Annotated in this window: 25 protein-coding genes; 10 read left to right on the forward strand and 15 right to left on the reverse strand. The window is 70.5% G+C overall.

The features are described 5' to 3' along the window. Window positions 1–18: 18 nt before the first annotated feature. The 4 genes from ABD708_RS00635 (at window position 19) to ABD708_RS00650 (ending at window position 4,725) form a co-directional block, all read left to right on the forward strand. Complete coding sequence (locus ABD708_RS00635) at window positions 19–1,044, forward strand: lactonase family protein (protein WP_344751325.1); 1,026 nt, start codon at window positions 19–21, stop codon at window positions 1,042–1,044. Between the two features lie 157 nt (window positions 1,045–1,201). After that, the gene (locus ABD708_RS00640) at window positions 1,202–1,537 is read left to right on the forward strand and encodes a chorismate mutase (RefSeq protein WP_344751327.1); all 336 of its coding nucleotides are present in this window, start codon (window positions 1,202–1,204) and stop codon (window positions 1,535–1,537) included. A 58-nt stretch (window positions 1,538–1,595) separates the two neighbouring features. Next, window positions 1,596–3,257, forward strand: a complete 1,662-nt coding sequence (locus ABD708_RS00645; RefSeq protein WP_344751328.1) for an amidohydrolase — start codon at window positions 1,596–1,598, stop codon at window positions 3,255–3,257. 655 nt (window positions 3,258–3,912) lie between these two features. Beyond that, window positions 3,913–4,725 carry an HNH endonuclease signature motif containing protein gene (locus ABD708_RS00650; RefSeq protein WP_344751330.1) on the forward strand — a complete coding sequence of 271 codons (813 nt, stop codon included), beginning with the start codon at window positions 3,913–3,915 and terminating at the stop codon, window positions 4,723–4,725. A 49-nt stretch (window positions 4,726–4,774) separates the two neighbouring features. Here ABD708_RS00650 and ABD708_RS00655 read toward each other — a convergent pair whose 3' ends face one another. Further along, window positions 4,775–4,918: a hypothetical protein gene (locus tag ABD708_RS00655; protein ID WP_344751332.1), complete on the reverse strand. Its 144-nt coding sequence runs from the start codon at window positions 4,916–4,918 to the stop codon at window positions 4,775–4,777. Between the two features lie 117 nt (window positions 4,919–5,035). On the opposite strand from ABD708_RS00655, the gene ABD708_RS00660 reads away from it, so the two are divergent. Then, entirely contained in the window at window positions 5,036–5,707 is a 672-nt protein-coding gene (locus ABD708_RS00660; protein ID WP_344751333.1) for a TetR/AcrR family transcriptional regulator, read from the forward strand. A gap of 91 nt (window positions 5,708–5,798) precedes the next feature. Here ABD708_RS00660 and ABD708_RS00665 read toward each other — a convergent pair whose 3' ends face one another. The 3 genes from ABD708_RS00665 to ABD708_RS00675 all read right to left on the reverse strand — a co-directional run bounded on the left by ABD708_RS00665 (window position 5,799) and on the right by ABD708_RS00675 (window position 7,969). After that, window positions 5,799–6,362, reverse strand: a complete 564-nt coding sequence (locus ABD708_RS00665; protein WP_344751335.1) for a hypothetical protein — start codon at window positions 6,360–6,362, stop codon at window positions 5,799–5,801. A 60-nt stretch (window positions 6,363–6,422) separates the two neighbouring features. Beyond that, on the reverse strand, window positions 6,423–7,250 hold the full coding sequence (locus tag ABD708_RS00670) for a metallophosphoesterase (RefSeq protein ID WP_344751337.1): 828 nt from the start codon (window positions 7,248–7,250) through the stop codon (window positions 6,423–6,425). Between the two features lie 68 nt (window positions 7,251–7,318). After that, window positions 7,319–7,969: a TrmH family RNA methyltransferase gene (locus ABD708_RS00675; protein ID WP_344751339.1), complete on the reverse strand. Its 651-nt coding sequence runs from the start codon at window positions 7,967–7,969 to the stop codon at window positions 7,319–7,321. 47 nt (window positions 7,970–8,016) lie between these two features. On the opposite strand from ABD708_RS00675, the gene ABD708_RS00680 reads away from it, so the two are divergent. The 4 genes from ABD708_RS00680 to ABD708_RS00695 all read left to right on the forward strand — a co-directional run bounded on the left by ABD708_RS00680 (window position 8,017) and on the right by ABD708_RS00695 (window position 12,333). Next, entirely contained in the window at window positions 8,017–9,561 is a 1,545-nt protein-coding gene (locus ABD708_RS00680) for an FAD-binding oxidoreductase (protein WP_344751341.1), read from the forward strand. A 165-nt stretch (window positions 9,562–9,726) separates the two neighbouring features. Then, complete coding sequence (locus ABD708_RS00685; RefSeq protein ID WP_344751343.1) at window positions 9,727–10,509, forward strand: HAD-IIA family hydrolase; 783 nt, start codon at window positions 9,727–9,729, stop codon at window positions 10,507–10,509. Window positions 10,510–10,624: 115 nt separating this feature from the next. Continuing rightward, window positions 10,625–11,536, forward strand: a complete 912-nt coding sequence (locus tag ABD708_RS00690) for an ABC transporter ATP-binding protein (protein ID WP_344751345.1) — start codon at window positions 10,625–10,627, stop codon at window positions 11,534–11,536. Next, complete coding sequence (locus ABD708_RS00695) at window positions 11,533–12,333, forward strand: ABC transporter permease (protein WP_344751347.1); 801 nt, start codon at window positions 11,533–11,535, stop codon at window positions 12,331–12,333. Before ABD708_RS00690 ends, ABD708_RS00695 begins: the two co-directional genes overlap by 4 nt. A gap of 93 nt (window positions 12,334–12,426) precedes the next feature. Here ABD708_RS00695 and ABD708_RS00700 read toward each other — a convergent pair whose 3' ends face one another. The 11 genes from ABD708_RS00700 to ABD708_RS00750 form a co-directional block, all read right to left on the reverse strand. Next, window positions 12,427–14,187 carry a hypothetical protein gene (locus ABD708_RS00700; protein WP_344751349.1) on the reverse strand — a complete coding sequence of 587 codons (1,761 nt, stop codon included), beginning with the start codon at window positions 14,185–14,187 and terminating at the stop codon, window positions 12,427–12,429. Next, complete coding sequence (gene pyrE / locus ABD708_RS00705; RefSeq protein ID WP_344751351.1) at window positions 14,184–14,732, reverse strand: orotate phosphoribosyltransferase; 549 nt, start codon at window positions 14,730–14,732, stop codon at window positions 14,184–14,186. Before pyrE ends, ABD708_RS00700 begins: the two co-directional genes overlap by 4 nt. 10 nt (window positions 14,733–14,742) lie before the next feature. Then, entirely contained in the window at window positions 14,743–15,174 is a 432-nt protein-coding gene (locus ABD708_RS00710; RefSeq protein ID WP_344751353.1) for a DUF2255 family protein, read from the reverse strand. Window positions 15,175–15,274: 100 nt separating this feature from the next. Next, window positions 15,275–16,609 (reverse strand): aspartate aminotransferase family protein, encoded by a 1,335-nt coding sequence (locus tag ABD708_RS00715; RefSeq protein WP_344751355.1) that lies wholly within the window; start codon window positions 16,607–16,609, stop codon window positions 15,275–15,277. Window positions 16,610–16,620: 11 nt separating this feature from the next. After that, complete coding sequence (locus ABD708_RS00720) at window positions 16,621–17,772, reverse strand: ABC transporter substrate-binding protein (protein WP_344751357.1); 1,152 nt, start codon at window positions 17,770–17,772, stop codon at window positions 16,621–16,623. A gap of 57 nt (window positions 17,773–17,829) precedes the next feature. Continuing rightward, window positions 17,830–18,597, reverse strand: coding sequence for an ABC transporter permease (locus ABD708_RS00725; protein WP_344751359.1), 768 nt, complete (start codon window positions 18,595–18,597; stop codon window positions 17,830–17,832). Continuing rightward, a complete protein-coding gene (locus tag ABD708_RS00730) occupies window positions 18,594–19,403 on the reverse strand; it encodes an ABC transporter ATP-binding protein (protein ID WP_344751361.1) in 810 nt (269 codons plus the stop codon). The genes ABD708_RS00725 and ABD708_RS00730 overlap by 4 nt, the downstream gene beginning before the upstream one ends. After that, complete coding sequence (locus ABD708_RS00735) at window positions 19,400–20,230, reverse strand: ABC transporter permease (RefSeq protein ID WP_344751362.1); 831 nt, start codon at window positions 20,228–20,230, stop codon at window positions 19,400–19,402. The genes ABD708_RS00730 and ABD708_RS00735 overlap by 4 nt, the downstream gene beginning before the upstream one ends. 47 nt (window positions 20,231–20,277) lie before the next feature. Continuing rightward, complete coding sequence (locus ABD708_RS00740; protein WP_344751363.1) at window positions 20,278–21,297, reverse strand: TIGR03842 family LLM class F420-dependent oxidoreductase; 1,020 nt, start codon at window positions 21,295–21,297, stop codon at window positions 20,278–20,280. A 13-nt stretch (window positions 21,298–21,310) separates the two neighbouring features. Beyond that, the gene (hydA, locus tag ABD708_RS00745) at window positions 21,311–22,741 is read right to left on the reverse strand and encodes a dihydropyrimidinase (RefSeq protein WP_344751364.1); all 1,431 of its coding nucleotides are present in this window, start codon (window positions 22,739–22,741) and stop codon (window positions 21,311–21,313) included. A gap of 56 nt (window positions 22,742–22,797) precedes the next feature. Continuing rightward, window positions 22,798–23,646 carry a nitrilase-related carbon-nitrogen hydrolase gene (locus ABD708_RS00750; RefSeq protein WP_344751365.1) on the reverse strand — a complete coding sequence of 283 codons (849 nt, stop codon included), beginning with the start codon at window positions 23,644–23,646 and terminating at the stop codon, window positions 22,798–22,800. Window positions 23,647–23,724: 78 nt separating this feature from the next. Here ABD708_RS00750 and ABD708_RS00755 point away from each other — a divergent pair, with 78 nt between their 5' ends. Then, window positions 23,725–25,053 (forward strand): aminotransferase class I/II-fold pyridoxal phosphate-dependent enzyme, encoded by a 1,329-nt coding sequence (locus tag ABD708_RS00755; RefSeq protein ID WP_344751366.1) that lies wholly within the window; start codon window positions 23,725–23,727, stop codon window positions 25,051–25,053. Window positions 25,054–25,064: the final 11 nt, after the last annotated feature.

Below are 25,064 nucleotides of genomic sequence, written 5' to 3' on the forward strand. Positions count from 1 at the left end.
TGCGGGCTATAGGCCGACATGGGCGGGCACGGCTCCGGCATCCTGCACGCCGAGATCGATGAGAACGGATGCCTGACCCAGGTCGCCCTCGCGGCGACCACCCCGAGTCCGAGCTTCGTGGCGCAGCATCCGTCTCTCCCTGTTCTCTATGCCGTGGGCGAGAAAGAGGAGACCCTCCGCGCCTTCCGGATCGGCGCCGACGGCGGGCTCACGCCGCTCGGCGGCCCGGCCGCCGCGGGTGCCGCCGCGTGCCACGTCGCGATCGACCCCGACGGCCGTTTCGCCGTGGTCGCGTGCTGGGGCTCTGGCGAGGTGCTCGTCTACGCCCTCGATGCGGCGACCGGCGCGATCACGGGGCGAACGGATGCCGCGCCCGCGCGCGCCCCGTACGCCGGCGTGCCGGAGAGCGACATGGTCGCGCCGCGCCCCGACTACGCCCCGCGTATGAGCCGTGCGCATTACGCGCAGTTCCTGCCGGACGGTCGCGTGCTCACGATCGACCTCGGCTTCGACCTCGCGCGGGTGTGGCGTTTCGCATCGGCGAGCGCGACGCTCGTGCTCGACCACGAGGTGGTGTTCCCCTATGGCGTCGGGCCGCGGCATGTCGCCGCGGCGGCCGACGGGCGCCTCTACGTCAGCTGCGAATACGCCGTCGCGGTGTTCGTGCTGACCCCGGGCGCCGACGGTCGCTATGCGATCGCCGGTTCGTCGCCGCTGCGCGCGGCGCCGCGTGAGGCCGGCGAGTACGCGGCCCACCTCTCGCTCTCCGATGACGAGTCGCTGCTCTATGCGACGGTACGGGGATCGAATATCGTGGCCGTGCTCGCGGTGGTCGAGGGCGGCGCACCGCAGCCGCTCGGCGAGGTCCCGTCGGGGGCCGACTGGCCGCGCCACCACTACGCGCGCGGCGATCGCCTCTACGTCGCGAACCAGCTCAGCGACGAGGTCACCGTGTTCGCGCTCGGTGCCGACGGGGTGCCCGGCGAGATCCTGCAGCGGGTGCCGGCGGGGTCGCCGACGGCTGTGGTGCCGACCTCACGTTGACGGCTGCGCGGTCAGGCATCCGTTCGTCTACGCCCAATCGCGTATGTCCCAGCTTGTGTCGCGCCCATAACCTGATCGTGCGCGGTGTCCATGGCAGGCGAGAGAGCCGTGGGCACCGCCGCTCTGTTCTCCCCGCTTTCTCCCATAGGGTTTCAGCATGTGCCCCACCGAACCGGACAGCGCCGAGGCTGCGTGGCAGAAGCTGCTGCGGATCCGTCAGAGCATCGACAACATCGACGCCGCCCTGGTTCATCTGCTGGCAGAGCGGTTCAAGTTCACGCAGGAGGTCGGCGAGCTTAAGGCCGAGTTCGGGCTGCCCGCGTCGGACCCCGATCGTGAGCACCGGCAGATCGCGCGGCTGCGCGAGCTCGCCGTCGAGAGCAACCTCGACCCCGAGTTCGCCGAGAAGTGGTTCAACTTCGTCGTCACCGAGGTGATCAGGCACCACATCCAGGCGGGGGCGGAGGGCGAAGAGCGCGAGGCACCGCTCTGATCTCTGCGTGCGCTGCGCGCAGAACCTGCCGGTAACACGGCACCGCTACCGTCGACTCATGACGGATGTCGATCTTCTCTTCCGCGGCGGGCGGCTCTTCACGGCGGGGCTCGAGGGCTCGCAGGAATCCGATGTCGCGGTGAACAACGGCCGCATCGTGGCGGTCGGGCCGTCGCTCGCCGAGCTCGCCGGCCCCGCGACCGAGGTGATCGACGCGCACGGGGGCCTGCTCGTGCCCGGATTCATCGACGCGCATGCGCACCCCGTGCAGGCGGGCGTCGAGCTGCTGCAATGCGAGCTGGGAGAGGCGACGGATGCCGACTCCGCGCTGGCCCTCGTCGGGGCGTACGCCGCCGCGCACCCCGACGACGAGTGGATCCTCGGCGGCGGTTGGGCGATGGCGTGGTTCCCCGGCGGGAATCCGTCGGCCGCCGCGCTCGACGCGGTCGCGGGCGATAGGCCCGTCGCGCTGAGCAACCGCGATCACCACGGCATGTGGGTGTCGTCGGCCGCGCTGCGGTTGGCCGGGATCACCGCGGCGACGCCCGACCCGGTCGACGGGCTGATCTCGCGGGCGCCTGACGGCTCGCCGAGCGGCATGCTGCACGAGGGGGCCGCGGCGCTGCTCGATCCTGTGCTTCCCGCCGTCACGCCTTCTCTTCTCGATCGCGGGCTGCTCGCCGCACAGGAGCGCATGCACGGCTTCGGGGTGACCGGCTGGCAGGACGCGATGATCGGCGGGTACATCGACGCGGGCGCCGGCTTCGGCGAGGCGTATCTGCGGGCGGTCGCGCGTGGGGAGCTGACCGCGCGGGTGACCGGCGCGCTGTGGCTCGAGCGGTCGGTCACGCTGGATTCGCTCGACGCGGTGGTCGCCGCTCTGGCCGATGCGCGCGCCTCGTGCACGGCCGACCCGGCGCTGCTGGCCTTCAGCGCGGTGAAGATCATGATGGACGGCGTCGCCGAGAACCACACCGCCGCGCTCTCGCAGCCGTACCTCGACGGGCGCGGGCATTCGACGGGGGAATCCGGTCTCAGCTTCTTCGATCCGGCTGTGCTGAAGTCGGTCGCGATCGCGCTGGAGGCGGCCGGCTTCGACCTGCACTTCCACGCGCTCGGCGACCGCGCCGTGACCGAGGCGCTGGATGCGCTCGCGGCGGCGCGGGCAGCTCATGGCGTTCGCGACACCCGCCACCATCTCGCCCATCTGCAGATGGTGCGGGCCGCCGATGTGCCGCGCTTCGCTGCGCTCGGGGCCGCGGCGAACCTGCAGGCGCTGTGGGCGAGCCACGAACCCCAGTTCGATGAGCTCACCGTGCCGTTCATCGCACCCTCGCTGATTGCGCGGTCATACCCCTTCGGCGATCTCGCGCGCGCCGGCGCGCGGCTCGCGGCGGGCAGCGACTGGCCGGTGACGAGTCCGAATCCCCTGGCGGCGCTTCGGGTCGCGGCGACGCGCGTGTCGGACGACGCGCCTGCCGGGGCCTCGCCACTGGGTGGGGCGCCGCAGCAGCTCTCGCTCGCTACCGCTCTGACCGCGTACACCGCGGGGTCGGCATGGGTGAACAGACGCGAGCACGAGACGGGGCGGATCGAGAACGGATTCCTCGCCGACCTCGCCCTGCTTGATCGGGACGTGTTCGACTCGGCTCTCGAGGAGATCGATCAGGCCCGCGTCATCGGCACCTGGGTCGGTGGGCGGCGGGTGTTCGAGGGGTGACGGATGCCTGGTGTCTGGGGTCTGTGGGAAACTCGGGGTGTCGGCCGGGTTGTGAACAAGTCTACGAAACTCATGCTTACAATATGAGATTGTCGGGATAGACTCGGGGGTATGTCGAGAGTCGGTTCCGCAGCTTGTGAGGCGCTGTCGCGTCTGGGTGCGGTGCTGCCGGTGGATCCGTCGGCGTTGACGGATGGGGAGCTTCTCGATTTCGTCTCCCGGGTGGAGGCGGCTTCCCGGCAGGTGGAGGCGCTCAAGTTCGCGGCGGCGCGGGCGGTGAGTGAGCGCTCCGCGGGCGGGGCGCCGGATTCCTTGGCTCGCCGGTTGGGGTTCAAGACCGCGGCCGGGGTGATCCAGGACCTCACCAAGACCTCCGGGAAAGAAGCCGCGAGGCTGATCCGGGACGTGGAAGATCTTGCGAAGCTCCCCCAGGTGGAGGAGGCCGTCATGGACGGGCGGATCGGCCGGGAAGCGGCCGGGGCGATCGCGGGGGAGCTGAAGAAAGCCGCCGGCGGGAAGCTCGAGAACCTCCAGCCGGCACCCGGGACACCTGAGGCGCGTGAGCTCGAAACCCTGCAGGCCGAGCTCGTCGAACTCGCCACCGGTGCCGGTGCGGACGAGGTGAAAGCCCGCTGCGGCCGAGAAGGCCGCCGCGTTGAACGTGCAGGCCGTCGAGGATCAGGCCGCGAAGGCCATGGCGGAGCGGTTCTTCTGGATCGGACCCACCATCGACGGCGCCGCGAAAGTGTCCGGGCTGCTGCCTGCCGGGCACGCCGCCGTGGTCCGCGGAGTCCTGGACGGGTTGTCGAACCCGAAGGGGAAGAAGACCGTCACCTTCCAGACCGACCCCGCGCAGGATCCTGCTGATGCGCGTACCCGGGGGCAGAAAGCCGCCGACCACCTCAGGGACGTGTTCAGCAGCGCCGCCCGCTCGGCGGAAATGCCGGACATGGGCGGGGACCACCCCACCGTGTGGATCTCCACCACCGCAGCCGAGCTTCAGTCCGGTTCGGGCCTCGCGTTCTACGCCGGCAGCCCGGAACCTGTCCCCGTCTCGGAGGCGGTGCAGGCGGCGTGCGCGGGTGGGATCCAGACCGTGATCTTCGGCAAAGACGGGGATGTCCTCAACCTCGGTTTGGAGGTGCGGGGGTTCACGAAGCGGCAGCGCCGCGCCATCGCCCTCCGGGATGGCGGCACCTGCATCATCCCCGGCTGCCAGGTGCCCGCGCAGTGGTGCGAGGTCCACCACGTCACCCCGTACCAGGACGGCGGACCCACCGACGTGTGCAACGGCGTCCTCGGGTGCTGGTTCCATCACCACGAGATCGAAACCGGGCCCTGGCACCTCAGAATGACCCACGGCACACCCGAAGTCCGGTACGCCGCAGCCGGGAAAGTCCTCGATTGGCGACCCGCCGGCAACGGCACCGCCGCGAGACTCAGAGCACAAGCACCACCCGGGGAATGAGCACTGGCGCCGGCCGGCGAACAGGACCCGAAGTCGGTGAGCTGCCCCGCTAGTCGGAGCTCTTCAGGATGATCGCCTCCGTCGGCGGGGCCGACGACACGTGGGGCTCGACGGGCTCTGCCTCTTCCTCGGCAGCTTTGCTTTCTTCGGTCTCTGCGTCTTCTTCGTCGCGGTTTTCCGGTTCGTCCGTCATCCCGCCATGGTATTCCCGCACCGCCCGCGCGAACCCGCGACACAGGAAGCGCTCACGACTCGCCAACGCGCCTCGGATGCTTCACACCCAGGTGAAGCAATGGACTACTGTCACTTCATGGCAGCACCGAAAGCTCGAGCGCAGCGCAAAGACGCGCAGGCACATCGCGCAGCGATTCTCGACGCCGCCACAGCCCTGCTGATGCAAGACCGCAACACTCCCCTCGACCGCATCGCCCAGCAGGCCGGACTCACCCGGCGCACCGTGTACGGCCACTTCTCCGGCCGCGACGAGCTCATCGACGCCGTACTCATCCGCGCCGCCGCGCGGCTCACCGCCGAACTCGACCCGATCGCCCACCCCGACCCGCGCATCGAACTCGCCCTGCACGCCTCCCGGCTCTGGGCCGAGAGCGAAGACGTGCGCCTGCTCACCCGACTTTCCGGCCACGGGCGCCACCGCGACCAGGTCGCACGGATGCTCGAGCCGGTCCGCCTGCGACTGCGCGAGACGATCGAGCGCGGCATCGCCAGCGGGGCGATCCGCGACGACATCGAAGCCGGCTCCCTCGCGCGGCTCATCGAGGCGACCGCGCTTTCCGTCCTGTCCGAGGCCGGGCGCACCTTCCTCAGTCCGGCGCGCGGCCACGTGCTCGTGATCTCGTGCGTGCTCGGCATCGCCGGGCTCGGCTGGGGCGAGGTCGACGAGCTGATCGAGAACACTCCCGCGCTCGCCTACGGAGCTCCCCTCACCGCCCGCTCACTCGAACCGAGCTGGCTGCGCGCCTGACGCATGCTCGCTGCCCCGAAGGGCGTCTTCGGGTCGCTTCCCGGCCGCAGCAAGAACCCGAAGTGAACCTTCGGGTGAGCTCAGCTCCGCGTCAGAAGCAGAAGATGACCAGCGCGCAGGCGACGGGATCGCCCGTGATCGGATTCGTCGGCTGAGGGCTCGGCGCCGGGGATGCCGCAGGGCTCGAGGTCGGCGAGGCAGAGGAGGTCGGCGCCGCCGACGGGCTCGAACTCGGTGACGCCGCGGGAGCGGCAGTGGCCGCGGCAGCCGTCGGCACCGGAGCCGCCGCCGGAGGCGCAGTGGGGATCGCCGTCGCTGCAGCCGTGGGCGTCACCGCCGACGAGGCCGCCTGCGCGGCTGCCGCCACCTTGTGCGCCGCCACGGATGCCGTCGGCGTGGGCCGTGGCGTCTCGGACGGCGCCGTCGCCAAGTCGCGGGTCACCACCGGGTCGTGATGGATGCTGCCGATCACGGCGGCCTCTGCGCGGTCCACGAAGGTGAAGTGCACCCCGACACTCGTCGTCGAGAGCGCCGCGCACGTCACCAGGCCGATGACGAGAGCCGCACCGCCCCCGAGTGCGCCACCCAGCAGTGCCGGGCGACGGGAGCGCGCCAGGAAGGGCACGCGCATCGGGGAGAGTCGGTGTCGGGCCATGAATGGCCCAGTATTGCAAAGGGCACCAACAAACTCAAAAGTCCCCCGAGTGGGGGATGCTCAGCTTCGCGGGCCGTACTCGGACGCGATGGCGGCGACCCGAGCCGGGTCCATGTCGAACAGCCACTCGCCGTCACCCGTCGACGGCACGCTCACGAATGTCGCCGCAGGGGCGCCGAGCTCGGGAACGTCGATCACAGCGAAGCCGCTGCCCGCGGCGGCCCGCTCATGGCCGCCCGGCGCCAGTGCGTCCGTCGTGTTCGTCACCCCGGGCGCGACGACGACCGGGATTCCGCCCGCCCACGTCGCCACCGAGTGGTGGTAGTGCCCGCTGAGCACGAGGCGCACGTCGCCGCCGGCCAGCAGCGAGATGACCTCGCTCGCCCCCTGCAGCTCGAGCGCCCGCAGCAGCGCGCTCCACGCCGGCACGGGGGCGTGGTGCATCACGACGATGGTGCCGAGGGAGGCATCCGTCGCCAGCTGCGCGCTCAGCCACTCGAGCTGCTCGGGGAACAGCGCTCCATAGCCCGACCCCGGCACCGAGGTGTCGAGCCGGATCACGCGGAAGCCGGCGACCGTCAGCACCCCGTCGCGATCGCCGAGCACCTGCTCGAAGCCGTCGCGCAGGTCGTGGTTGCCCATCACGTAGGCGGTCTGAGCACCGCGCGCCGCGGCGAAGGGCTCGAGTCGGTCGCGCAGCTTCTCGTAGGCCGCGACCGACCCGTCCTCTGACAGATCGCCGCTCGCGACGACGAGCCCGATGCCCTCGACCTGGGCTGCGCGCTCGAGCACGCGGTCGAGGGCGAGCGTCGTGTCGACGCCGTTGTGGCGGGCATCGGGGTCGCCGAGCAGGTGCGTATCGGAGAGGTGGAGGATGCGCAGGGTCATGGTCGGCACGCTACCGGGAGGTACGGACATTGGGGGAGGGAGAGGTCTCGATACGTCCGCTTCGCGGACTACTCGACCAGCGGGGTGAGCGGGCCGTGTTGGACCACCCACGCGTGCATCGCGATCGCCGCCGCCGCACTCGCGTTGATGGAGCGGGTCGAGCCGAACTGGGCGATCTCGACCACGGCGTCTGAGGCTGCGATCGCGGCATCCGTCAGCCCCGGTCCCTCCTGCCCGAACAGCAGCACGCACTCGCGCGGCAGCGCGTACGACTCGATCAGCACCGACCCCGGCACGTTGTCGATCGCGATGATCGGCAGCGCCCGCTCCTTCGCCCACGCGACCAGCTCGTCGATCGTGTCGTGGTGCAGCACATGCTGATAGCGGTCGGTGACCATCGCACCCCGCTTGTTCCAGCGCCGCCTGCCGACGATGTGCACCGTGTCGGCGAGGAACGCGTTGGCCGACCGCACGATCGATCCGATGTTGAGATCGTGCTGCCAGTTCTCGATGGCGACGTGAAACGGATGCCTGCGGCGGTCCAGGTCGGCGACGATGGCCTCCACCGTCCAGTAGCGGTAGCGGTCGACCACGTTGCGCCGGTCGCCGTGCGCGAGCAGCTCGGGGTCGTACTCCGGGCCGGTCGGCCACGCCTCCGTGCCGCCGGGCCACGGGCCGACGCCGGGGGAGGGCTGCGGGGGTGGGGCGAGCTCTGACACGCTTTCAGCGTAGGGACAATGACGGTGGGCGCGAGTAGACAGGAAGGGTGACCCCTGCACAGCCCAGCCTGACGCGGCGCTCCCTCATCGGCGGTGGAGCCGGCCTCGGCGTGGCCGGCCTGCTCGCGGCCTGCACCACCGGCTCGCCCGCGCCGACCCGCTCGCCCACCGCGTCGCCATCGCCTTCCGCTTCCGCGCCGACCGCCGTCGGCCCGCGCTCGTGGACCGAGCTCGAGGCCGCCGTGAAGGGGACCGTCCTGCGGGCGGGCGCAGTCGGGTGGGACGCGGCGCGCGTGCTGCGCAATCCGCGGTACGACGGTGCAGCCCCGCAGGGCATCCTGCGCGCGGCGAACACCGCCGACATCGTCGCGGGGCTCCAGTTCGCACGCAACTCGAAGACTCCCGTCGCGCTCCGCTCGGGCGGGCACTCCTTCACCGGCTGGTCGGCGGGCGGGTGCCCGGGCACCGACGTGCCGCCCTCGCTCGTGATCAGCACGGCCGGGTTCGACACGATCGAGCTCTCGTCGGATGGAAGCTCGGTGACGATCGGCCCCGGCGCACCGCTCGGCGATGTGTACGCGCGGCTCGCCGCGGCCGGCAGGGCGATCGGCGCGGGCTCGTGCCCGACCGTCGGCGTCGGCGGCCTCACGCTCGGCGGCGGCCTCGGGGTGCTCGTGCGCTCGTTCGGGCTGACGTGCGATCAGCTCACCGGAGCCACCGTGGTGACAGGCGACGCCCGCGTGCACGAGGTCTCGGAACAGGACGAGCCCGAGCTGTTCTGGGCGTGCCGCGGCGGAGGCGGCGGCAGCGTCGGGGTGGTGAGCTCGCTGACCTTCCGCACGGAGGCGGCGCCGCAGGTGCTGATGTTCGAGCTGACGTTCCCGTGGTCGGCGGCCGCCGGCGTGGTGTCCGCGTGGCAGAGCTGGGCGCCCCAGGCGGATCGCCGGCTGTGGTCCTCCCTGCGGCTGCTTGCCGGCTCGCGGCATCCCGGCGGTCCTACGGTCACGGTCAGCGGCACCTGGACCGGCGCGAAGACCGGCGCCGACGCCTCGGTCGACGCCTTCGTCCGCGCCACCGGGGCCGCGCCGCTCACACATGTCGCGACCCAGCGGAGCTACGGCGACGCCATGCGCGCGTATGCCGGCGGCACGGCGCGCGTCTCGGAGTCGGCCACCTCGTCGATCGGCTCGCAGCGTCTCACCGCGGCCCAGATCGGCACGCTGCTCGCTCAGGTCACCAAGGCATCATCGGTCGCGGGACTCACCGAGGGCGGCGTCGCCCTCGACGCGCTCGGTGGTGCCGTGGGCGAGCTGGGCGCCGGCGACACCGCATTCCCGTGGCGGTCGGCGCTGTGGAGCGCGCAGTACACCGCGACCTTCGCCGATGGCGCGGATCCTGCGCCGTTCGACGCCTATGTCCGCGGATTCCGGGCGGCCATGCGGCCGGCGTGGGGCGACGCCGCCTACGCGAACTACTGCGACGCGGGCATCACCGACCCGACGGCGTATTTCGGCGCGAACACCTCGCGGCTGCACGGCATCGCGCAGAAGGCCGACCCCTACGGCCTGTTCGCGCAGCCGCACTGGGTGTGAGGGTTCGCCGCGCGACGCCTACCGCGCTACAGCTACGGATGCCAGCCACAGCTGCCCCCGGCGCGCGGATCCGTACCTGTAGCGCAGGGGTGTGGGGCACCCGGAACGGGCGGCCAGGCACGGAGCGGCCAGGCACGGAGCGGCGCGACGAATAAGCTTCTTCCTATGCGCGAACGCGGCGATGTCGTCTCCTGGCTCACCGACATGGACGGGGTCCTCGTCCACGAGAACAAGGCGCTTCCGGGCGCCCCCGAACTGCTGAAGCAGTGGCAGGCCGACGGCACCGAGTACCTGATCCTCACGAACAACTCGATCTTCACGCCGCGCGACCTCGCCGCCCGCCTGCGCATCTCGGGGATCGACGTGCCCGAGGAGCGCATCTGGACCTCGGCCCTCGCCACCGCCGACTTCTGCGCAAGCCAGATCCCCGGGGGAAGCGCCTTCGTCATCGGCGAGGCCGGCATCACGACCGCCCTGCACGAGGCCGGCTTCATCATGACCGAGACGTCCCCCGACTTCGTGGTCGTCGGCGAGACCCGCAACTACAGCTTCGAGGCGATCACGAAGGCGATCCGGCTCATCGCGGGCGGCGCGCGCTTCATCGCGACGAACCCCGACGCGACCGGCCCGAGCCCAGAGGGCCCGCTGCCCGCGACCGGCGCGATCGCCGCCCTCATCACGAAGGCCACCGGCCGCGAGCCGTACATCGTCGGCAAGCCGAACCCCATGATGTTCCGCTCGGCGATGAACAAGATCGGCGCGCACTCCGAGACCACCGGCATGATCGGCGACCGCATGGACACCGACATCGTCGCCGGCATCGAGGCCGGCCTGTTCACGGTGCTCGTCATGTCGGGCATCACGGTCGACGACGAGATCAGCAAGTACCCGTTCCGCCCCGACGAGGTGCTGAGCGGGGTGGCGGAACTGGTGCGCGAGCAGGGCTGACGTTTCGAGACGCCGCTACGCGGCTCCTCAACGTCCGGGGTTCCACCCGCGGGTGGAGACGGATTCCACCCGCCGGGCTCTTCCGCTCGAGGCATCCGATCGCCACTCTGATGCCATGGCATCAGAACACGTCATCGAGGTCGCCGGGCTGCGCAAAAGCTACGGCATGGGAGCGGCCGCCGTGCAGGCGGTCGACGGCATCGACTTCCACATCGAGCGCGGCGAGGTGTTCGCACTGCTCGGGCCGAACGGGGCCGGCAAGTCGTCGACGGTCGAGATCCTCGAGGGGTATCACGACCGCACCGGCGGCGAGGTGAGCGTGCTCGGCGTCGACCCGCAGCGGCTGCACGGCGGCGCGCTGCTCGCCTGGAAGGCGCGCATCGGCATCGTGCTGCAGTCGAACACGCACGAGAACGTGCTCACGGTGCGGCAGACGCTTCGGCAGTTCGCGGCCTTCTACCCGCGCCCGCGGGACGTCGACGAGACCATCGCCGCGGTCGGGCTCAGCGAGAAGGCGGATGCCCGCGTCAACAAGCTCTCCGGCGGCCAGCGCCGTCGCGTCGACGTCGCGCTCGGCATCATCGGCCGCCCCGAGCTGCTCTTCCTGGACGAGCCGACGACCGGCTTCGACCCGGAGGCGCGGCGCGAGTTCTGGAAGCTGATCAGGGGGCTGCAGGCCGAGGGCACCTCCATCTTGCTGACGACGCACTACCTCGACGAGGCGGCGCAGCTCGCGAGCCGCGTCGGCATCATCGCGGCGGGCAAGCTCGTCGACATCGGACCGGTGGGAGAGATCGGCGGGCCGGATGCCCGGGTGCCGCTCGTGCGGTGGAGAGAGCCCGGCTCGGGCATCCGTGAACAGCGCACGCAGCGGCCTGCGGAACTCGTCGCCGCGCTCGTGACCCGCCTCGGCGGGGAGCCGGCCGAGCTCGAGGTGATCCGGCCGAGCCTCGAGGACGTCTATCTGCAGCTCATCAGGAAGACGCCGACCGAGCTCGACGACGAGCGCGAGGGGGTGGCGGCATGACCACGCTGACGCTCGGAATGGTGCGGACGAAGTACGAGATCATCGCGTATTTCCGCGAGTTCGACACACTGTTCTTCACCTTCCTCTTCCCGATCATCATGCTCGGCATCTTCTCGGCCGCGTTCAGCAGCCAGACGATCGGCACGGGGCCCGACGCGATCAACCTGTCGACCTACTACCTGCCGGCGATGGCGGCCGCCGGCATCCTGCTCTCCGGCGTGCAGAACCTCGCGATCGCCGTCGCACAGGAGAAGAGCGACGGCACGCTCAAGACGCTCGGCGGCACCCCGTTGCCGCCGCTGTCGTACTTCGTCGGGAAGCTCACCTCATCGCTGCTGACGGGTGCGATCCAGCTCGTGCTGCTCATCGCGTTCTCGCGCTTCGCCTTCGGCGTCGAGCTGCCGAGCGACCCTGCGCGCTATCTCGATCTGCTGTGGATCTACGTGCTCGGCATCTTCGCCTGCGGGCTGCTCGGGCTCGCGCTGTCGGCGGTGCCGCGCACCGGGCGCAGCGCCACCGCCGTCGTGATCCCGCTGCTGCTGTTCCTGCAGTTCATCTCGGGCGTCTACCTGCCGTTCTCGCAGCTGCCCAGCTGGATGCAGACGCTCGCGTCGTTCTTCCCGCTGAAGTGGCTCGCGCAGGGCATGCGCTCGGTGTTCCTGCCCGACTCGTTCAAGGCTCTCGAGGTCGGGCACGAGTGGAACCTGGACCAGGTCGCCCTCGTCATCGGCGCGTGGCTCGTGGTCGGCCTGATCCTGACGCGGCTCACCTTCCGGTGGATTCGGAAGGACGCGTAGCGACACCGATCGCCCCGGAGCACGCCGAAGGCGCGCGCCTCGAAACGATCGCTTCGAGACGGCCGCTGCGCGGCCTCCGGGGCGATCGAGGGGCTACTGGGTGGGCCCGGGGCCGGCGATCGAGCTCGAGAACTGCTGGCCGGAGGAACGCGTGACGAAGCAGAAGTAATTGCGCTGGCCGGAGCTCCACTGCTCCGCCGTCACCGGGTATGCCGCGACCACCTGCACGTCGCTGTACGCGGCCGCCGCCGTCAGGTCGACGACGCCCGGCTTGCCGCACAGCAGCCCGACCTGGCTCGCGATCGCCTGCTCGCCGGGGAACGGCGCCGACGGGTCAGAGGAGAACGGGGCCGTGTAGACGAGCTGCGCCGCATGCTGGGCGTTGCAGTCGACGACGGCGAACTGCTGCGCCCACGGTGAGCTGAACGGGTCGATGCACTCGCCGCCGCGCAGCTTGTCCCACTGATAGCTCTGGCCGGGGGCGAGCGGACCGCTGCCGGCGAGCGCCCCGGCGTCGGTGTCGGTCGGCGTGGGAGTCGCGGTCGGCGTCGGCGTCGTCGCGGTCGGGCTCGGCGTCGACGTGCGCGTCGCCGCGGCGGGCGCCTGATCGCGGCCGGCTGCCATCGCGCGGCCGACGGTGAACAGCGCCACCGCGATCAGGATCGCGAGCAGCACCGCGGCCGCGATCAGCAGCCACCGGTTCAGCGGGCTGCGCTCGCGGCCGTGCTCGATCGGCGCGCTCGCCGGGCGCACGGGTGGGGGCGTCTGCGCCACTGCCGGGTTCTGGGCCTCTGCCTGGTTCCGGGCCTCGTTCTGGCTGAGCGCCCGCGGCAGCACCGCGTCGAACGACGGCAGGATCTCATTCACGGGCGGCATCGGGCTCACGATCGCCGTGTCGACCGTCTCGGGGTGCGCGCCGAGCATGTCGGCGATGTCGCTCCAGTCGGAGGTGACGTGGTCCTGCTCGGGCTGGGCGCTCTCTGCTGCGGGCTCCTCCGCCTCGGCGGCTTCGGGAGCGGGCACGGATGCCGGGGCCGACGACCCCTCGTCCGGAATGGTGAACTCGTCGACGGACGGCACCGGGGTGGTCGCCGCCACCGGTGCGAACAGGTCCTGCGCGAACGGATCGAACTCGTGCGCGGTGGTGCCCGGGGGCAACGGTGCGGGCCCGTCGGACGCAACGGGGTCCTCTTCGGGCGCGGCGGGCGCCTGCGGGTCTTCGGGCGCGGCGGAGACCGGCTCCTCCGGTGCGGCCGGGGGCACAGCCAACGTCGGCGGAACGGGCAGGGCGGGCTCGTCCTCGACCGGCGATCGGGGGATCAGCTTGGGCATCACGAGCGGCGCCGCCGACGGGAACGGGAAGTCCGGCTCGTTGAACGACGGCTCGGGGATCTCGACGCGGGGGTTCACGGCCGGGTCCGGCTCGTTCGTCGGCGCGAGATTCCACATGAACGGGATGACCGGCGAGGACTCGGGCTCTGACGTGGGGGCGGCTTCCTCTGTCGGCTGCGCGGGGGGCTCGGCGTCATGCGCAGCGACCTCGGCCTCGGCATCCGTCTCCTGTCCTCTGTTCACCGCCTCGAGAGTGCCGGTCTCCCAGGAGAAGCGGGCGCGCGGGCGCTCGTCGGCGGATGGTGCGGGAGTCTCGCTGGGGAGCGCCGGCGGGGTGGCGGGGGCCTCGCCCGCGACATCCGGGATCGGCAGCCCGGCCGCCTCGAGAGCCGCCTCGGCCTCGCGCCGCTCGCGTCGGGAGTCGATGCGGCCGCCGCTCAGCTGGGCCAGCAGCCACTCAGGGCTGCCGGGTTCGGGCTCGGGCGCGTCGCCGCCCGTCGGCGGAGTGGTGTCGTCGGTCACGCGAGCCCCAGGTCTTCCAGCCCGATGGCGGCGTAATACGGGTAGCCGGCCGCCTCGATGGCCTCTTTCGCGCCGGTCGCGCGGTCGACGACGACGGCGACGCCGGCGATCTCGGCGCCGACCTTCTTCAGCGCCTCGATGGCCTTGAGCGGCGACCCGCCGGTGGTCGAGGTGTCCTCGAGCACGATGACGCGCTTGCCTTCGAGTTCGGGGCCTTCGACCTGGCGGCCGCGGCCGTGGTCCTTGGGCTCCTTGCGGACGACGAACGCGTCGTACGCATAGCCCGCCGCCGCACCCTGGTGCAGCACCGCCGCCGCGACCGGGTCGGCGCCCATGGTCATGCCGCCGACGGCGGCGACATCGGGCACGTCCTTGATGAGGTCGACCATGACCTGGCCGATCAACGGGGCGACGCGGTGGTCGAGGCTCACCTTGCGCAGATCGACGTAGTAGGTGGCCTTCTTGCCGCTGGTCAGCGTGAAGTCCCCGTGGAAGACGGCATCGGCCTTGATGAAGTCGATCAGCTGCTGGCGGGTGTCAGTCACGCGCCCGAGTCTACTGGGGACGCGGCTGTGAGACAGGTGTCGGGTAAACGGCGAACGGCGTCAGGCGCAGCGTCGTCGCGGCGGCGTCCTCGGTGACGACGCCGCTCACGGTCGCATCGCCCGGCCGCCCGTACTTCGCGCGATAGGCGTCATCGACGGACCTTCTCAGCTCGGGGTCGTCGCCCGAGGCATCCGTCACGCTCACCTCTGCGGACACCCCGGGAACGCCGATGCGCGCGCGCCCGGCGCGGCGCACGGCGCCGTACCACCCGGTCTCGCGCAGGCGCCACGTGCGCACGTAGACCGCATCGCCCACCGTCACGACCCAGATGGGGACCGCGCGCCGCCAGCCGCCGTCGCGCCGCGGCGCGGCGATCGTCAACTCGGCGCTCGCGTCGATCTGGGCGAGCTCACCCGTGGTCCAGCTCCGCGACGAATCCATGCTTCCGTTCTATCGCGAGCCGTCACGGTCGTGTCGCCGGTTTCGGGCCCAAGAACGCCGTTTTAGGCCCGAAAGCGGCGACGCAATGTGTGTCGGCGGGTCAGACCAGGGCAGCGACCTCGGAGAGTACGGCGTTGTAGGCGTGGAAGGCTTCGGTGATGTCGTCCTCGGTCACGATGAGGGGCGGCACGACGTGGATGCGGTTGTTCTGCACGAAGGGCAGCACCCCACGCGCGAGCAGCGCGGACTTGATCTGGCCCATGACCGCGTCGGGCAGGGGGGTGCGGCTGGCGGCATCCGTCACGAGCTCGATCGCCCAGAAGCAGCCCAGCCCGCGCACCTCGCCGACCACGTCGGGGTGGTCCGCGGCGAGCTTCTCAATGGCAGGCCCGATCGCCTCCTGGCCGATGCGCTTGGCGTTCTCGACGATGCCCTCGTCGGTCATCGCCTCGATCGTCGCGACCACCGACGCCGCAGCAAGCGGATGCCCCGAATAGGTCAGCCCCCCGGGGAAGACCCGCTCGTCGAAGTGATGCGCGATCGCGGGCGGGATGATCACCCCGCCCATGGGCACGTAGCCCGAGTTGACGCCCTTCGCGAAAGTGATCAGATCCGGGGTGATCCCGAAACCCTGATGCGCGAACCACTCCCCCGTGCGCCCGAAACCGGCCATCACCTCATCCGCGATCAACACGATCCCGTACCGCGTCGCCAGCTCCCGCACCCCCTCGAGGTAGCCGGGCGGCGGCACCAGGATGCCGGCCGTGCCGGGCACCGTCTCGATGAGGATCGCCGCGATCGTGTCGGGGCCCTCCGCCTGGACCACCCGCTCCAGATGGTGCAGAGCACGCTCCGACTCCTCCTCGGGCGTCGTCGCCCAGAACTCGCTGCGGTACAGGTACGGGCCGAAGAAATGCACATGCCCGCGCGCGTACTGATTCGGCACCCGCCGCCAGTCCCCCGTCGCCACGATCGCCGCACCCGTGTTCCCGTGATAGCTGCGATACGCCGACAACACCGTGTCGCGGCCCGTGTAGAGCCGGGCCAAGCGGATCGCGTTCTCGTTCGCGTCCGCCCCGCCATTCGTGAAGAACACCTTCTCGAACCCCGCCCCCGCAAGATTCGCCTTCTCGACGATCAGCTGCGCCGCACGGCCCCTGGCGAGGTTCGCGTGCTTCGGGTCGATCGTCGTGAGCACGTCGGCCTGCGCCTTGATCGCCTCGACGACCTTGGGGTGCTGATAGCCGATGTTCACGTTGACGAGCTGGCTCGACATATCCAGGAAACTGTTGCCCTCGAAATCCCACAACCGGGCACCGCTGCCACCCGCGAACACCAACGGATCCAACGCACCCTGCGCCGACCACGAATGGAAGACATGCGCACGATCGAGGTCACGGGCGAACTGCTGATCAGCAGGGTCGAGTTCAGGCATGTGCTTATCTTCTACTTTCCGCCGGGCTGCAGGGTCACGGTCTCGGGCTTGAAGTTCTCGCCGGTGACGTCGACGCCCTGCTTCTTGAGCTCGGCGAGGGCCTCGTCGACGTAGGTGTTCGTGTAGGCATCCTTGTCGGGCTTGGTCGTGATCACGGTCGCGCCGCTGCCGTTCTTGGTGTGCAGGGCGATGTCGACCGTCTGGTTCCACAGCTTGGTGTCGATCTTGCCGATGCCGTCGGGCGACGGCCAGATCAGCTTGTCGACCTCGTTGGTCTGCCAGGTCTGGTGGCTGAGGCCGAGCTGGCTGCCCGCCGCGACGACGTCGGCCGCGGTCTGGTCGATGTGGTCGCGGGCGTAGACCCAGCCCTTGAGCGTCGCCTCGATGACCTTCGTCGTCTGCTTCTGGTAGGCCTTGTCGTTCTTCAGCTTGTCGGTGTCGGCCCAGAGTCCGTCCTGGTACATGCCGAAGCCGAGGTCGGACCAGTTCAAGATGTTGAGGTCGTCGAGCGTGTAGAGCTTCCCGGTCTTCGGGTTCGTCGACTCGAGCACCTGGGCGAGCTCGTTGTAGGTCATCGCCTGGGCGGCCTTGATGTCGCCGGAGAGGAAGGCGTTCATGTCGAAGCCCTGCTGCACGATGGTCACGTCCTTCGCCGGGTCGAGGCCCGCCTTGCTCATCGCGGCATACAGTTCGAACTCGTTGCCGCCGCCCCAGCTGCCGACCGTCTTGCCCCCCAGGTCCTTGACGCTCGAGATGTCGTTGTCCTTGAACGAGATCTGCAGGGTGCCCGAGCGCTGGAAGATCTGCGCAACGTCGGTGATCGCCGCGCCCTGCTCGCGCGAGGCGAGGGCCTTGGGCGCCCACGCGATGGCGTAGTCGACGGCGCCGTTCGCGAGCTGGGTCTGCGGCACGATGTCGCCGCCGGCGGGGACGAGCGTGACATCCAGCCCCTCGTCCTTGTAGTAGCCCTGCTTGACCGCCTCGACGTAGCCGGCGAACTGGGCCTGCACGGCCCACTGCAGCTGGATCTTGACGGGGGTGAGGCCGGCTTTCGTCGTGGCCTTGGTCGATGACGCCGGGGTCGACGAGCAGCCGGCCAGGAGGGCGGCGGCAGCGGCGGCCGCGGCGACGAGCGCGAGCGCTCGACGGGTGCTGTGCTTCATGAGGTGCTCCAATCGGGGTGCGGTTCCGTGGTGCTGAAGTGGGGGTGCTGGAAGGTGCTAGGTGGTGCGCCCGCGCGTCACGGCCTTCTCGAGGCCGAGAGTCGCGAGGTAGAAGACGAGTCCGACGACGATGGCGCCGAACACGTAGGCCCATGCCGCGGCGTAGCCGCTGTTCGCGGCCGCCGAGGTGATGAGCGAGCCGAGGCCGGTCTGGGGGCCGCCGAAGTACTCGGCGACGAGCGCCGAGATCACGGCGAGGGATGCCGCGACGTTGACGCCCGAGAAGAGATAGGGCAGCGCGCCGGGCAGCGTCACCGTGCGCGTCGCCTGCCAGGGGGTCGCGGCGTACGCCGTCATCAGCTCGCGGTGCACCGGCTTCACCTGGCGCAGCCCGCGCAGCGTGTTGAGGAACACGGGGGCGAAGGCCGCGATGCCGGCGACGATCTGCCGCGGCAGCTGCGAGCCCGCACCGAACATCGTGTACAGCACCGGCGCGACCGCGACGATCGGCAGCACGGCGATGGCCGCCACGATCGGAGCACTCAGGTGGTCGATGACGCGCACCGCCGCGGCGATCGCGGCCAGCACGACGGCGACGAGCGCGCCCGCGATCAGCCCGACGAGCGCGTTGCCGCCCGTCACGAGCGAGGCGTGCCAGATGAGCGCCGGGTTGCGGGTGATCATCTGCCAGATCGCGCTCGGCGCGGGCAGCAGGAACGGCTTGATCTGCGCGCCGACCACGAAGGCCTGCCACGCCGCGATCAACAGCGCGCCGAAGACGACGGGCGGCGCGACGACCCGCCATAGCCTGCCCACTCCGCTCATCGCGTCTCCACCCCCACGGGCAGGGTCGCGCCGTCGCCGTGCAGGGCCTCGCGCACGGCGGTGACGGTGGCGTAGAAATCCGCGGATTCGCGCAGTTTCTCCCCGCGATCGGATGCCGCACCGAGTCCCACCTCGATGACCCGCGTGACGCGCCCCGGCCGCGGCGTCATGACGACGACCCGGTCGGAGAGGAACACCGCCTCGGGGATCGAGTGCGTCACGAACACGACGGCGGCGCCGGTCTCGGCACAGAGCCGGACGAGCTCGGTCTGCATGCGCTCGCGGGTCATCTCGTCGAGGGCGCCGAACGGCTCATCCATCAGCAGCAAGCGCGGCTTCTCGGCGAGCGCGCGGGCGATCGCGACGCGCTGCTGCATTCCGCCGGAGAGCTGGTCGGGGTAATGCCCTGCGAAGTCCTCGAGGCCGACGAGGGCGAGCAGCTCGGCGACGCGAGAGCGGCGATCGGATGCCGGAGTCTGGTGCAGCTCGAGGGGCAGGGCGATGTTCGCGGCGACCGTGCGCCAGGGCAGCAAGCCGGCCTGCTGGAACGCGATGCCGTAGTCCTGATCGAGACGCGCTTGCTTGGCCGTCTTGCCGAACACGCTCACGGTGCCCGCCGTGGGTTCGTCGAGGTCGGCGATGAGGCGCAGCAGCGTGCTCTTGCCGCATCCGCTCGGTCCGATGAGCGAGACAAACTCGCCGGGCTCGACCGTGAGGCTCACGTCGTCGAGCGCGGTCACCGTGCTGCGGCCGGCCTGGAACACACGCGTGACGTTCTCGACGACAACGGGGGCTGCGTCGGTCATGCCGACTCCTCTCCTCTGCGGAACCTGCCGAGGCCGAGGCCGATCAGCGAGACCAGGCCCGCGACGACGAGCCCGACGGCGACGGCGCCGAAGATCGCGTCCCACGGCTTCGCCGGGTCGCCGCCGGCCGAGATGCCGTAGGCGAGGATCGTGCGGCCGATGCCGCCCTGCATGCCCGTCGAGACCTCGGCGACGATCGCGCCGACGACGGCCGCCGCGGCCGCGATGCGCAGCGCCGGGAGCAGATAGGTGATGGCCGCGGGAAGCCGCAGGTGCCACAGCGTGCGCCACCAGCCCGCCGCGAAGCTGCGGAACAGCTCGAGCTGCGTCGCCGGCGCCGCGCGCAGCCCGCGCAGCAGGCCCACCGAGATCGGGAAGAACGCGAGGTAGCAGGCGATCGCGGCCACCGACATCCACTGCTTCCAGACGAAGTCGCCCAGATGGATCTGCGAGCCCCAGGTGACGACGAGCGGCGCGAGCGCGATGAGCGGCACGGTCTGGCTGAGGATCACATAGGGCAACAGACTGCGCTCGGCGAGCCGCCACGACACCATCAGCAGCGCGAGCAGCGCGCCGAGGATCACCCCTGCCGCCCAGCCGCAGGCCGCGATGCCGAGGCTGAACAGGCTCGCGCGCACGACCGCGCTGAGCACGGTCGGCGAGCCGGCCGAGGAGTCCACCGGCTGGCCGTAGCGCTGGAACATCGACCACAGGTGCGGCATCGCGAGGTCGCTCGTGCGCGGCAGCACGAGCGTCTCACCCCAGTGCACGCCGTCGGCGGGGCCGACCGCCTTGTAGAGCTCCCAGAGGGCGGCGAGCAGAAGCATGCCGGCAACGGCATACAAGACTCGGCGCACGCTCGCAGGCATCCGTCTTATGCCTTCGCGATCACGTGGTCGGAGACCGCCGGGATCACCGTCTCGCCGTACACCCGCAGCGTCTCCTCCTTGTTGTCGTGCTGCAGGTAGCCCGCGAACTGGGTGACGCCCAGCTCCTTGAGGGCCGAGAGCTTCGCGATGTGGTCGGATGCCGGCCCGAGCACGCACAGCCGGTCGACGATCTCATCGGGAACGAACGCCGTGTGGGTGTTGCCCGCGCGGCCGTGCTGGTTGTAGTCGTAGCCTTCCCGCTGCTTGATGTAGTCGACGAGCACCTGCGGCACCGCGCCGCCGTTCTCGCCGTAGCGCTTCACGATGTCGGCGATGTGGTTGCCGACCATGCCGCCGAACCAGCGGGTCTGCTCGTACATGTGGTGCCAGTCGTCGCCGACGTACATGGGCGCCGACACGCAGATGTCGAGCGCCTCCGGGTCGCGGCCCGCCTTACGGGCGGCATCCTTCACGGCCGTGATCATCCACTCGGCTACGTCGAGATCCGCCAGCTGCAGGATGAAGCCGTCGCCCACCTCGCCCGTCAGCTTCAGCGCCTGCGGGCCGTAGGCGGCGACCCACACCGGCAGCTCGCTGCCTTTCGACCAGGGGAAGCGGAGCGTCGAGCCCTTGTACTCGACGCTGCGCGAGTTGCCGAGCTCGCGGATCACGTGGATCGCCTCGCGCAGCTCGGCCATCGTGACGGGCTTGCCGTTGGTGACGCGCACGGCCGAGTCGCCGCGGCCGATGCCGCACACGGTGCGGTTGCCGTACAGCTCGTTCAGGGTGGCGAAGACGGATGCCGTGACCGTCCAGTCCCGCGTCGCGGGGTTCGTGACGAAGGGGCCGACTTTGATTTTGTGGGTCTTCGCGAGGATCTGCGAGTGGATGACGTACGGCTCCTCCCACAGGAGGTGGGAGTCGAAGGTCCACGCGTGCGTGAAGCCGTGCTGCTCCGCCAGCTCGGCGAGGTGGATCACCCGGCTCGCCGGCGGGTCGGTCTGGAGGACGACGCCGAAGTCCATGCTCGCTCCCCCGCTATACCAGGTACTGGCTCAGGCCGCGCTTGATGAACGCGCCGTCGCCCTTCGTGCCCGTGTACGTGCCGTTGGAGACGATGACGCGACCACGGCTCAGCACCGTGTCGACGCCGCCGTCGATCTCGAAGCCCTCCCATGCGGAGTAGTCCATGTTCATGTGGTGGGTCGAGGCCGAGATCGTGGTGTGGGCGTTCGGGTCGTAGATCACGACGTCGGCATCCGCCCCGGGCTGAATGACGCCCTTCTTGCCGTAGAAGCCGAACATGCGCGCCGGGGTGGTCGAGGTGAGCTCGACCCAGCGCGGCAACGAGATCTCGCCGAGCACGACGCCCTGGTAGATCAGGTCCAGACGGTGCTCGACCGAGCCGATGCCGTTCGGGATCTTCGCGAAGTTGCCGAGGCCCAGCTCCTTCTGGTCCTTCATGCAGAAGGGGCAGTGGTCGGTCGAGATGACCTGCAGGTCATTCGTGCGCAGCCCCTGCCACATGTGGTTCTGGTGGCCCTCGGCACGGCTGCGCAGCGGCGTCGAGCACACCCACTTGGCGCCCTCGAAGCTGCCCCACTGGTCGCTGACCGCGCCGAGCTGCTCCTCGAGGCTGAGGTAGAGGTACTGCGGGCAGGTCTCGGCGAACACGTTCTGGCCGCGGTCGCGCGCCGCCGCGATCTCCTCGACGGCCTGCTTCGCGCTCACGTGCACGATGTAGAGCGGGGCGCCGGTCATGCCTGCGTAGGAGATGGCGCGGTGCGTCGCCTCGGCCTCCGTCTGCCAGGGCCGGGTGGTGCCGTGGTAGTACGGCGTCGTCTCGCCGCGGGCGAGCGCCTGCTGCTGCAGCACGTCGATCACGGCGCCGTTCTCGGCGTGCATCATGATCATCGAGCCCGTGTCGGCCGCCTTCTGCATGGCCTTCACGATCTGGCCGTCGTCCGACAGGAAGACGCCCTTGTAGGCCATGAAGAGCTTGAAGCTCGTCACGCCTTCCTTGATGAGCTCGTCCATCGCGGTGAGCGAACTGTCTTGGACATCCGAGAGGATCTGGTGGAATCCGTAGTCGATCGCGCAGTTGCCCGCCGCCTTCTCGTGCCACAGCGCGTACTGGTCGAGCGGATTCTCGCCCGCATACTGCACGACGAAGTCGACGATGGTGGTCGTGCCGCCGTGCGCGGCCGCGCGCGTGCCGGTCTCGAAGGTGTCGCTGGCGAAGGTGCCACCGAACGGCATCTCCATGTGGGTGTGCGCGTCGACGCCGCCCGGGATGACGTACTTGCCCGCGGCGTCGAGGACGGTGTCGACGCTCTGCGTCAGGTCGCTGCCGAGCAACTGCGAGCCCGGCGCGAGCACCGCGACGATCTGCTCGCCGTCGATCAGCACGTCGGCGGCGACGGTGCCGGTCGCGTTGACGACGGTGCCGCCTGTGATGAGGGTCTTCATTGGTCTCCTGCTCTCCGTTGGTCGAGTAGCGGCCTACGGCCGCGTATCGAGACCCGCTACGGCTTCGGAATGCTCGTATACGACTCGGGCCGGCGGTCGCGGTAGAACTGCCAGTCGTCGCGCACCTGCCTGATCAGGTCGAGGTCGAGGTCGCGGATCACGAGCTCCTCCTCGGCGCCCGAGGCGTAGCCGCCGATGACGTTGCCGCGCGGGTCGACGAACTGGCTCGAGCCGTAGAAGTCGACCGCCAGCTCGCCGTACTCGTTGTCCTCGCGGCCGACGCGGTTCGGGGCCGCGACGAAGTAGCCGTTGGCGGCGGCCGCCGCGGGCTGCTCGATCTCCCACAGGCGGTTGGAGAGGCCGGGCTTCGTCGCGTTCGGGTTGAAGACGATCTGGGCGCCGTTGAGGCCCAGCTCGCGCCACCCTTCCGGGAAGTGCCGGTCGTAGCAGATGTAGACGCCGATCGGCCCGACGGCGGTCTGGAACACCGGGTAGCCGAGGTTCCCCGGGCGGAAGTAGAACTTCTCCCAGAACTTGTCGAGGTTCGGGATGTGGTGCTTCCGGTACTTCCCGAGCACGCTGCCGTCGGCATCCACCACCACGGCCGTGTTGTAGTAGACCCCGGGCATGTCCTCTTCGTAGATCGGCAGGATCGTGACGAGGCCCAGCTCTTTCGCGAGTGCGGCGAAGCGCTGCACGATCGGGCCGTCGGCGGGTTCCGCGAACGAGTAGTACTTCTTGTCCTCGGTGATGCCGAAGTACGGGCCGTAGAACAGCTCCTGGAAGCAGATCACCTGGGCGCCCTGCGCCGCGGCATCCCTGGCGAACTGCTCGTGCTTGTCGAGCATCGACTCCTTGTCGCCAGTCCAGGTGGTTTGCGTGATCGCGGCTCGAATGACCGTCATCGAATCCTCCAACTGTCGGTTCTGTTATCGTTCGGCGTGAACATTTCCCGACAATTTCCTCGCGTGACGAGGCGGTAAATGTTGCCGGCGCCTGATGACACCTCGCCGCGAGGCATCGCCGCAAGCATCGCGCGGCAGATCACCTCGGGCGAGCTGGCGCCGGGCGACCGGCTGCCCACGGTGCGCGAGCTCGCCGCGGAGCTCGGAGTCTCGCCCGCCACGGTGTCGCACGCCTGGCAGACGCTGCTCGCGGCAGGTCTGATCGTGGCGCGCGGGCGGTCGGGGTCTTTCGTGCGCGACCCGGGGGCGACGGATGCCTCGTGGCTGCCCCGCAGCATGGCGGAGCTCGCCGGCCACGCGCCTCAGGCCGAGCTCGACCTCTCGCGCGGCACCCCGGATGTCGCGCTGCTGCCCGAGCTGGAGCCGATCGCCGCGCGCCTGCGCTGGCAGGCGGGGACCGGCTCGTATCAGGAGCTGCCCGTCATCCCCGAGCTGCACCGGCTGCTGCGCACGGCGTGGCCGTACCCGGCCGAGGCGCTCACCGTGATCGACGGCGCCCTCGACGGCCTCTCGCGCACGCTCGACCAGGTGGTGCGCTTCGGCGACCGGGTCGCGGTCGAGGTGCCGGGCTTCCCGCCGCTGTTCGAACTGCTCGAAGCGCACGGGGTGGAGCGGGTCGCGCTCGAGGTCGACGGCGCCGGCGTCACGCCGCGCTCGCTGTTCCGCGCGCTGGCGCGCGGTGTCTCGGCCGTGGTGCTGCAGCCGCGGGCGCAGAACCCGACCGGGGCGTCGCTGTCGGCGCAGCGCGCGGAGGAGCTCGCGCGCATCATCGCGGGGCAGCGCCGCGGGGCATCCGTCGTCGTCATCGAAGACGACCACTCCGGACTCATCTCCGGCGCGCCGGACGTGTCGCTCGGCACCTGGCTGCCCGGCCAGGTCGTGCACCTGCGCAGCTTCTCGAAGTCGCACGGGCCCGACCTGCGCATCGCCGCGCTCGGCGGCCCGCGGCCGCTCGTCGACCGCATCGTGGCGCGCCGGCTGCTCGGCCCCGGCTGGACCTCGCGGATGCTCCAGACGATGCTGCTCGAGCTGCTGCGCGACCCGCTCGCGGTGGCCTCGGTGGCGCGCGCGGGCGCTGTCTACGCCGAGCGGCAGGCGGCGCTGGCAGCCGCGCTGAGCTCGTTCGGGGTCGCGGTCGCGCCGGGCGACGGCATCAACCTGTGGCTGCCCGTGCGCGACGAGCGCGCGGCCGTCGAGACGCTCGCCGCGGCGGGCGTGCGCGTGGCCGCCGGGGCGCCGTTCACGGCGGACGAGCCGGGTTCGCCGGGCATCCGGGTCACCGTCGGCGCGCTGCCGGTCGAGCGGGCGGCCTCGGTCGCGGCGCTGCTCGCCCCGGTCGTCGCATAGCCGCCGAATAG

The organism is Gryllotalpicola koreensis, assembly GCF_039538185.1.
Lineage (GTDB): Bacteria > Actinomycetota > Actinomycetes > Actinomycetales > Microbacteriaceae > Gryllotalpicola > Gryllotalpicola koreensis.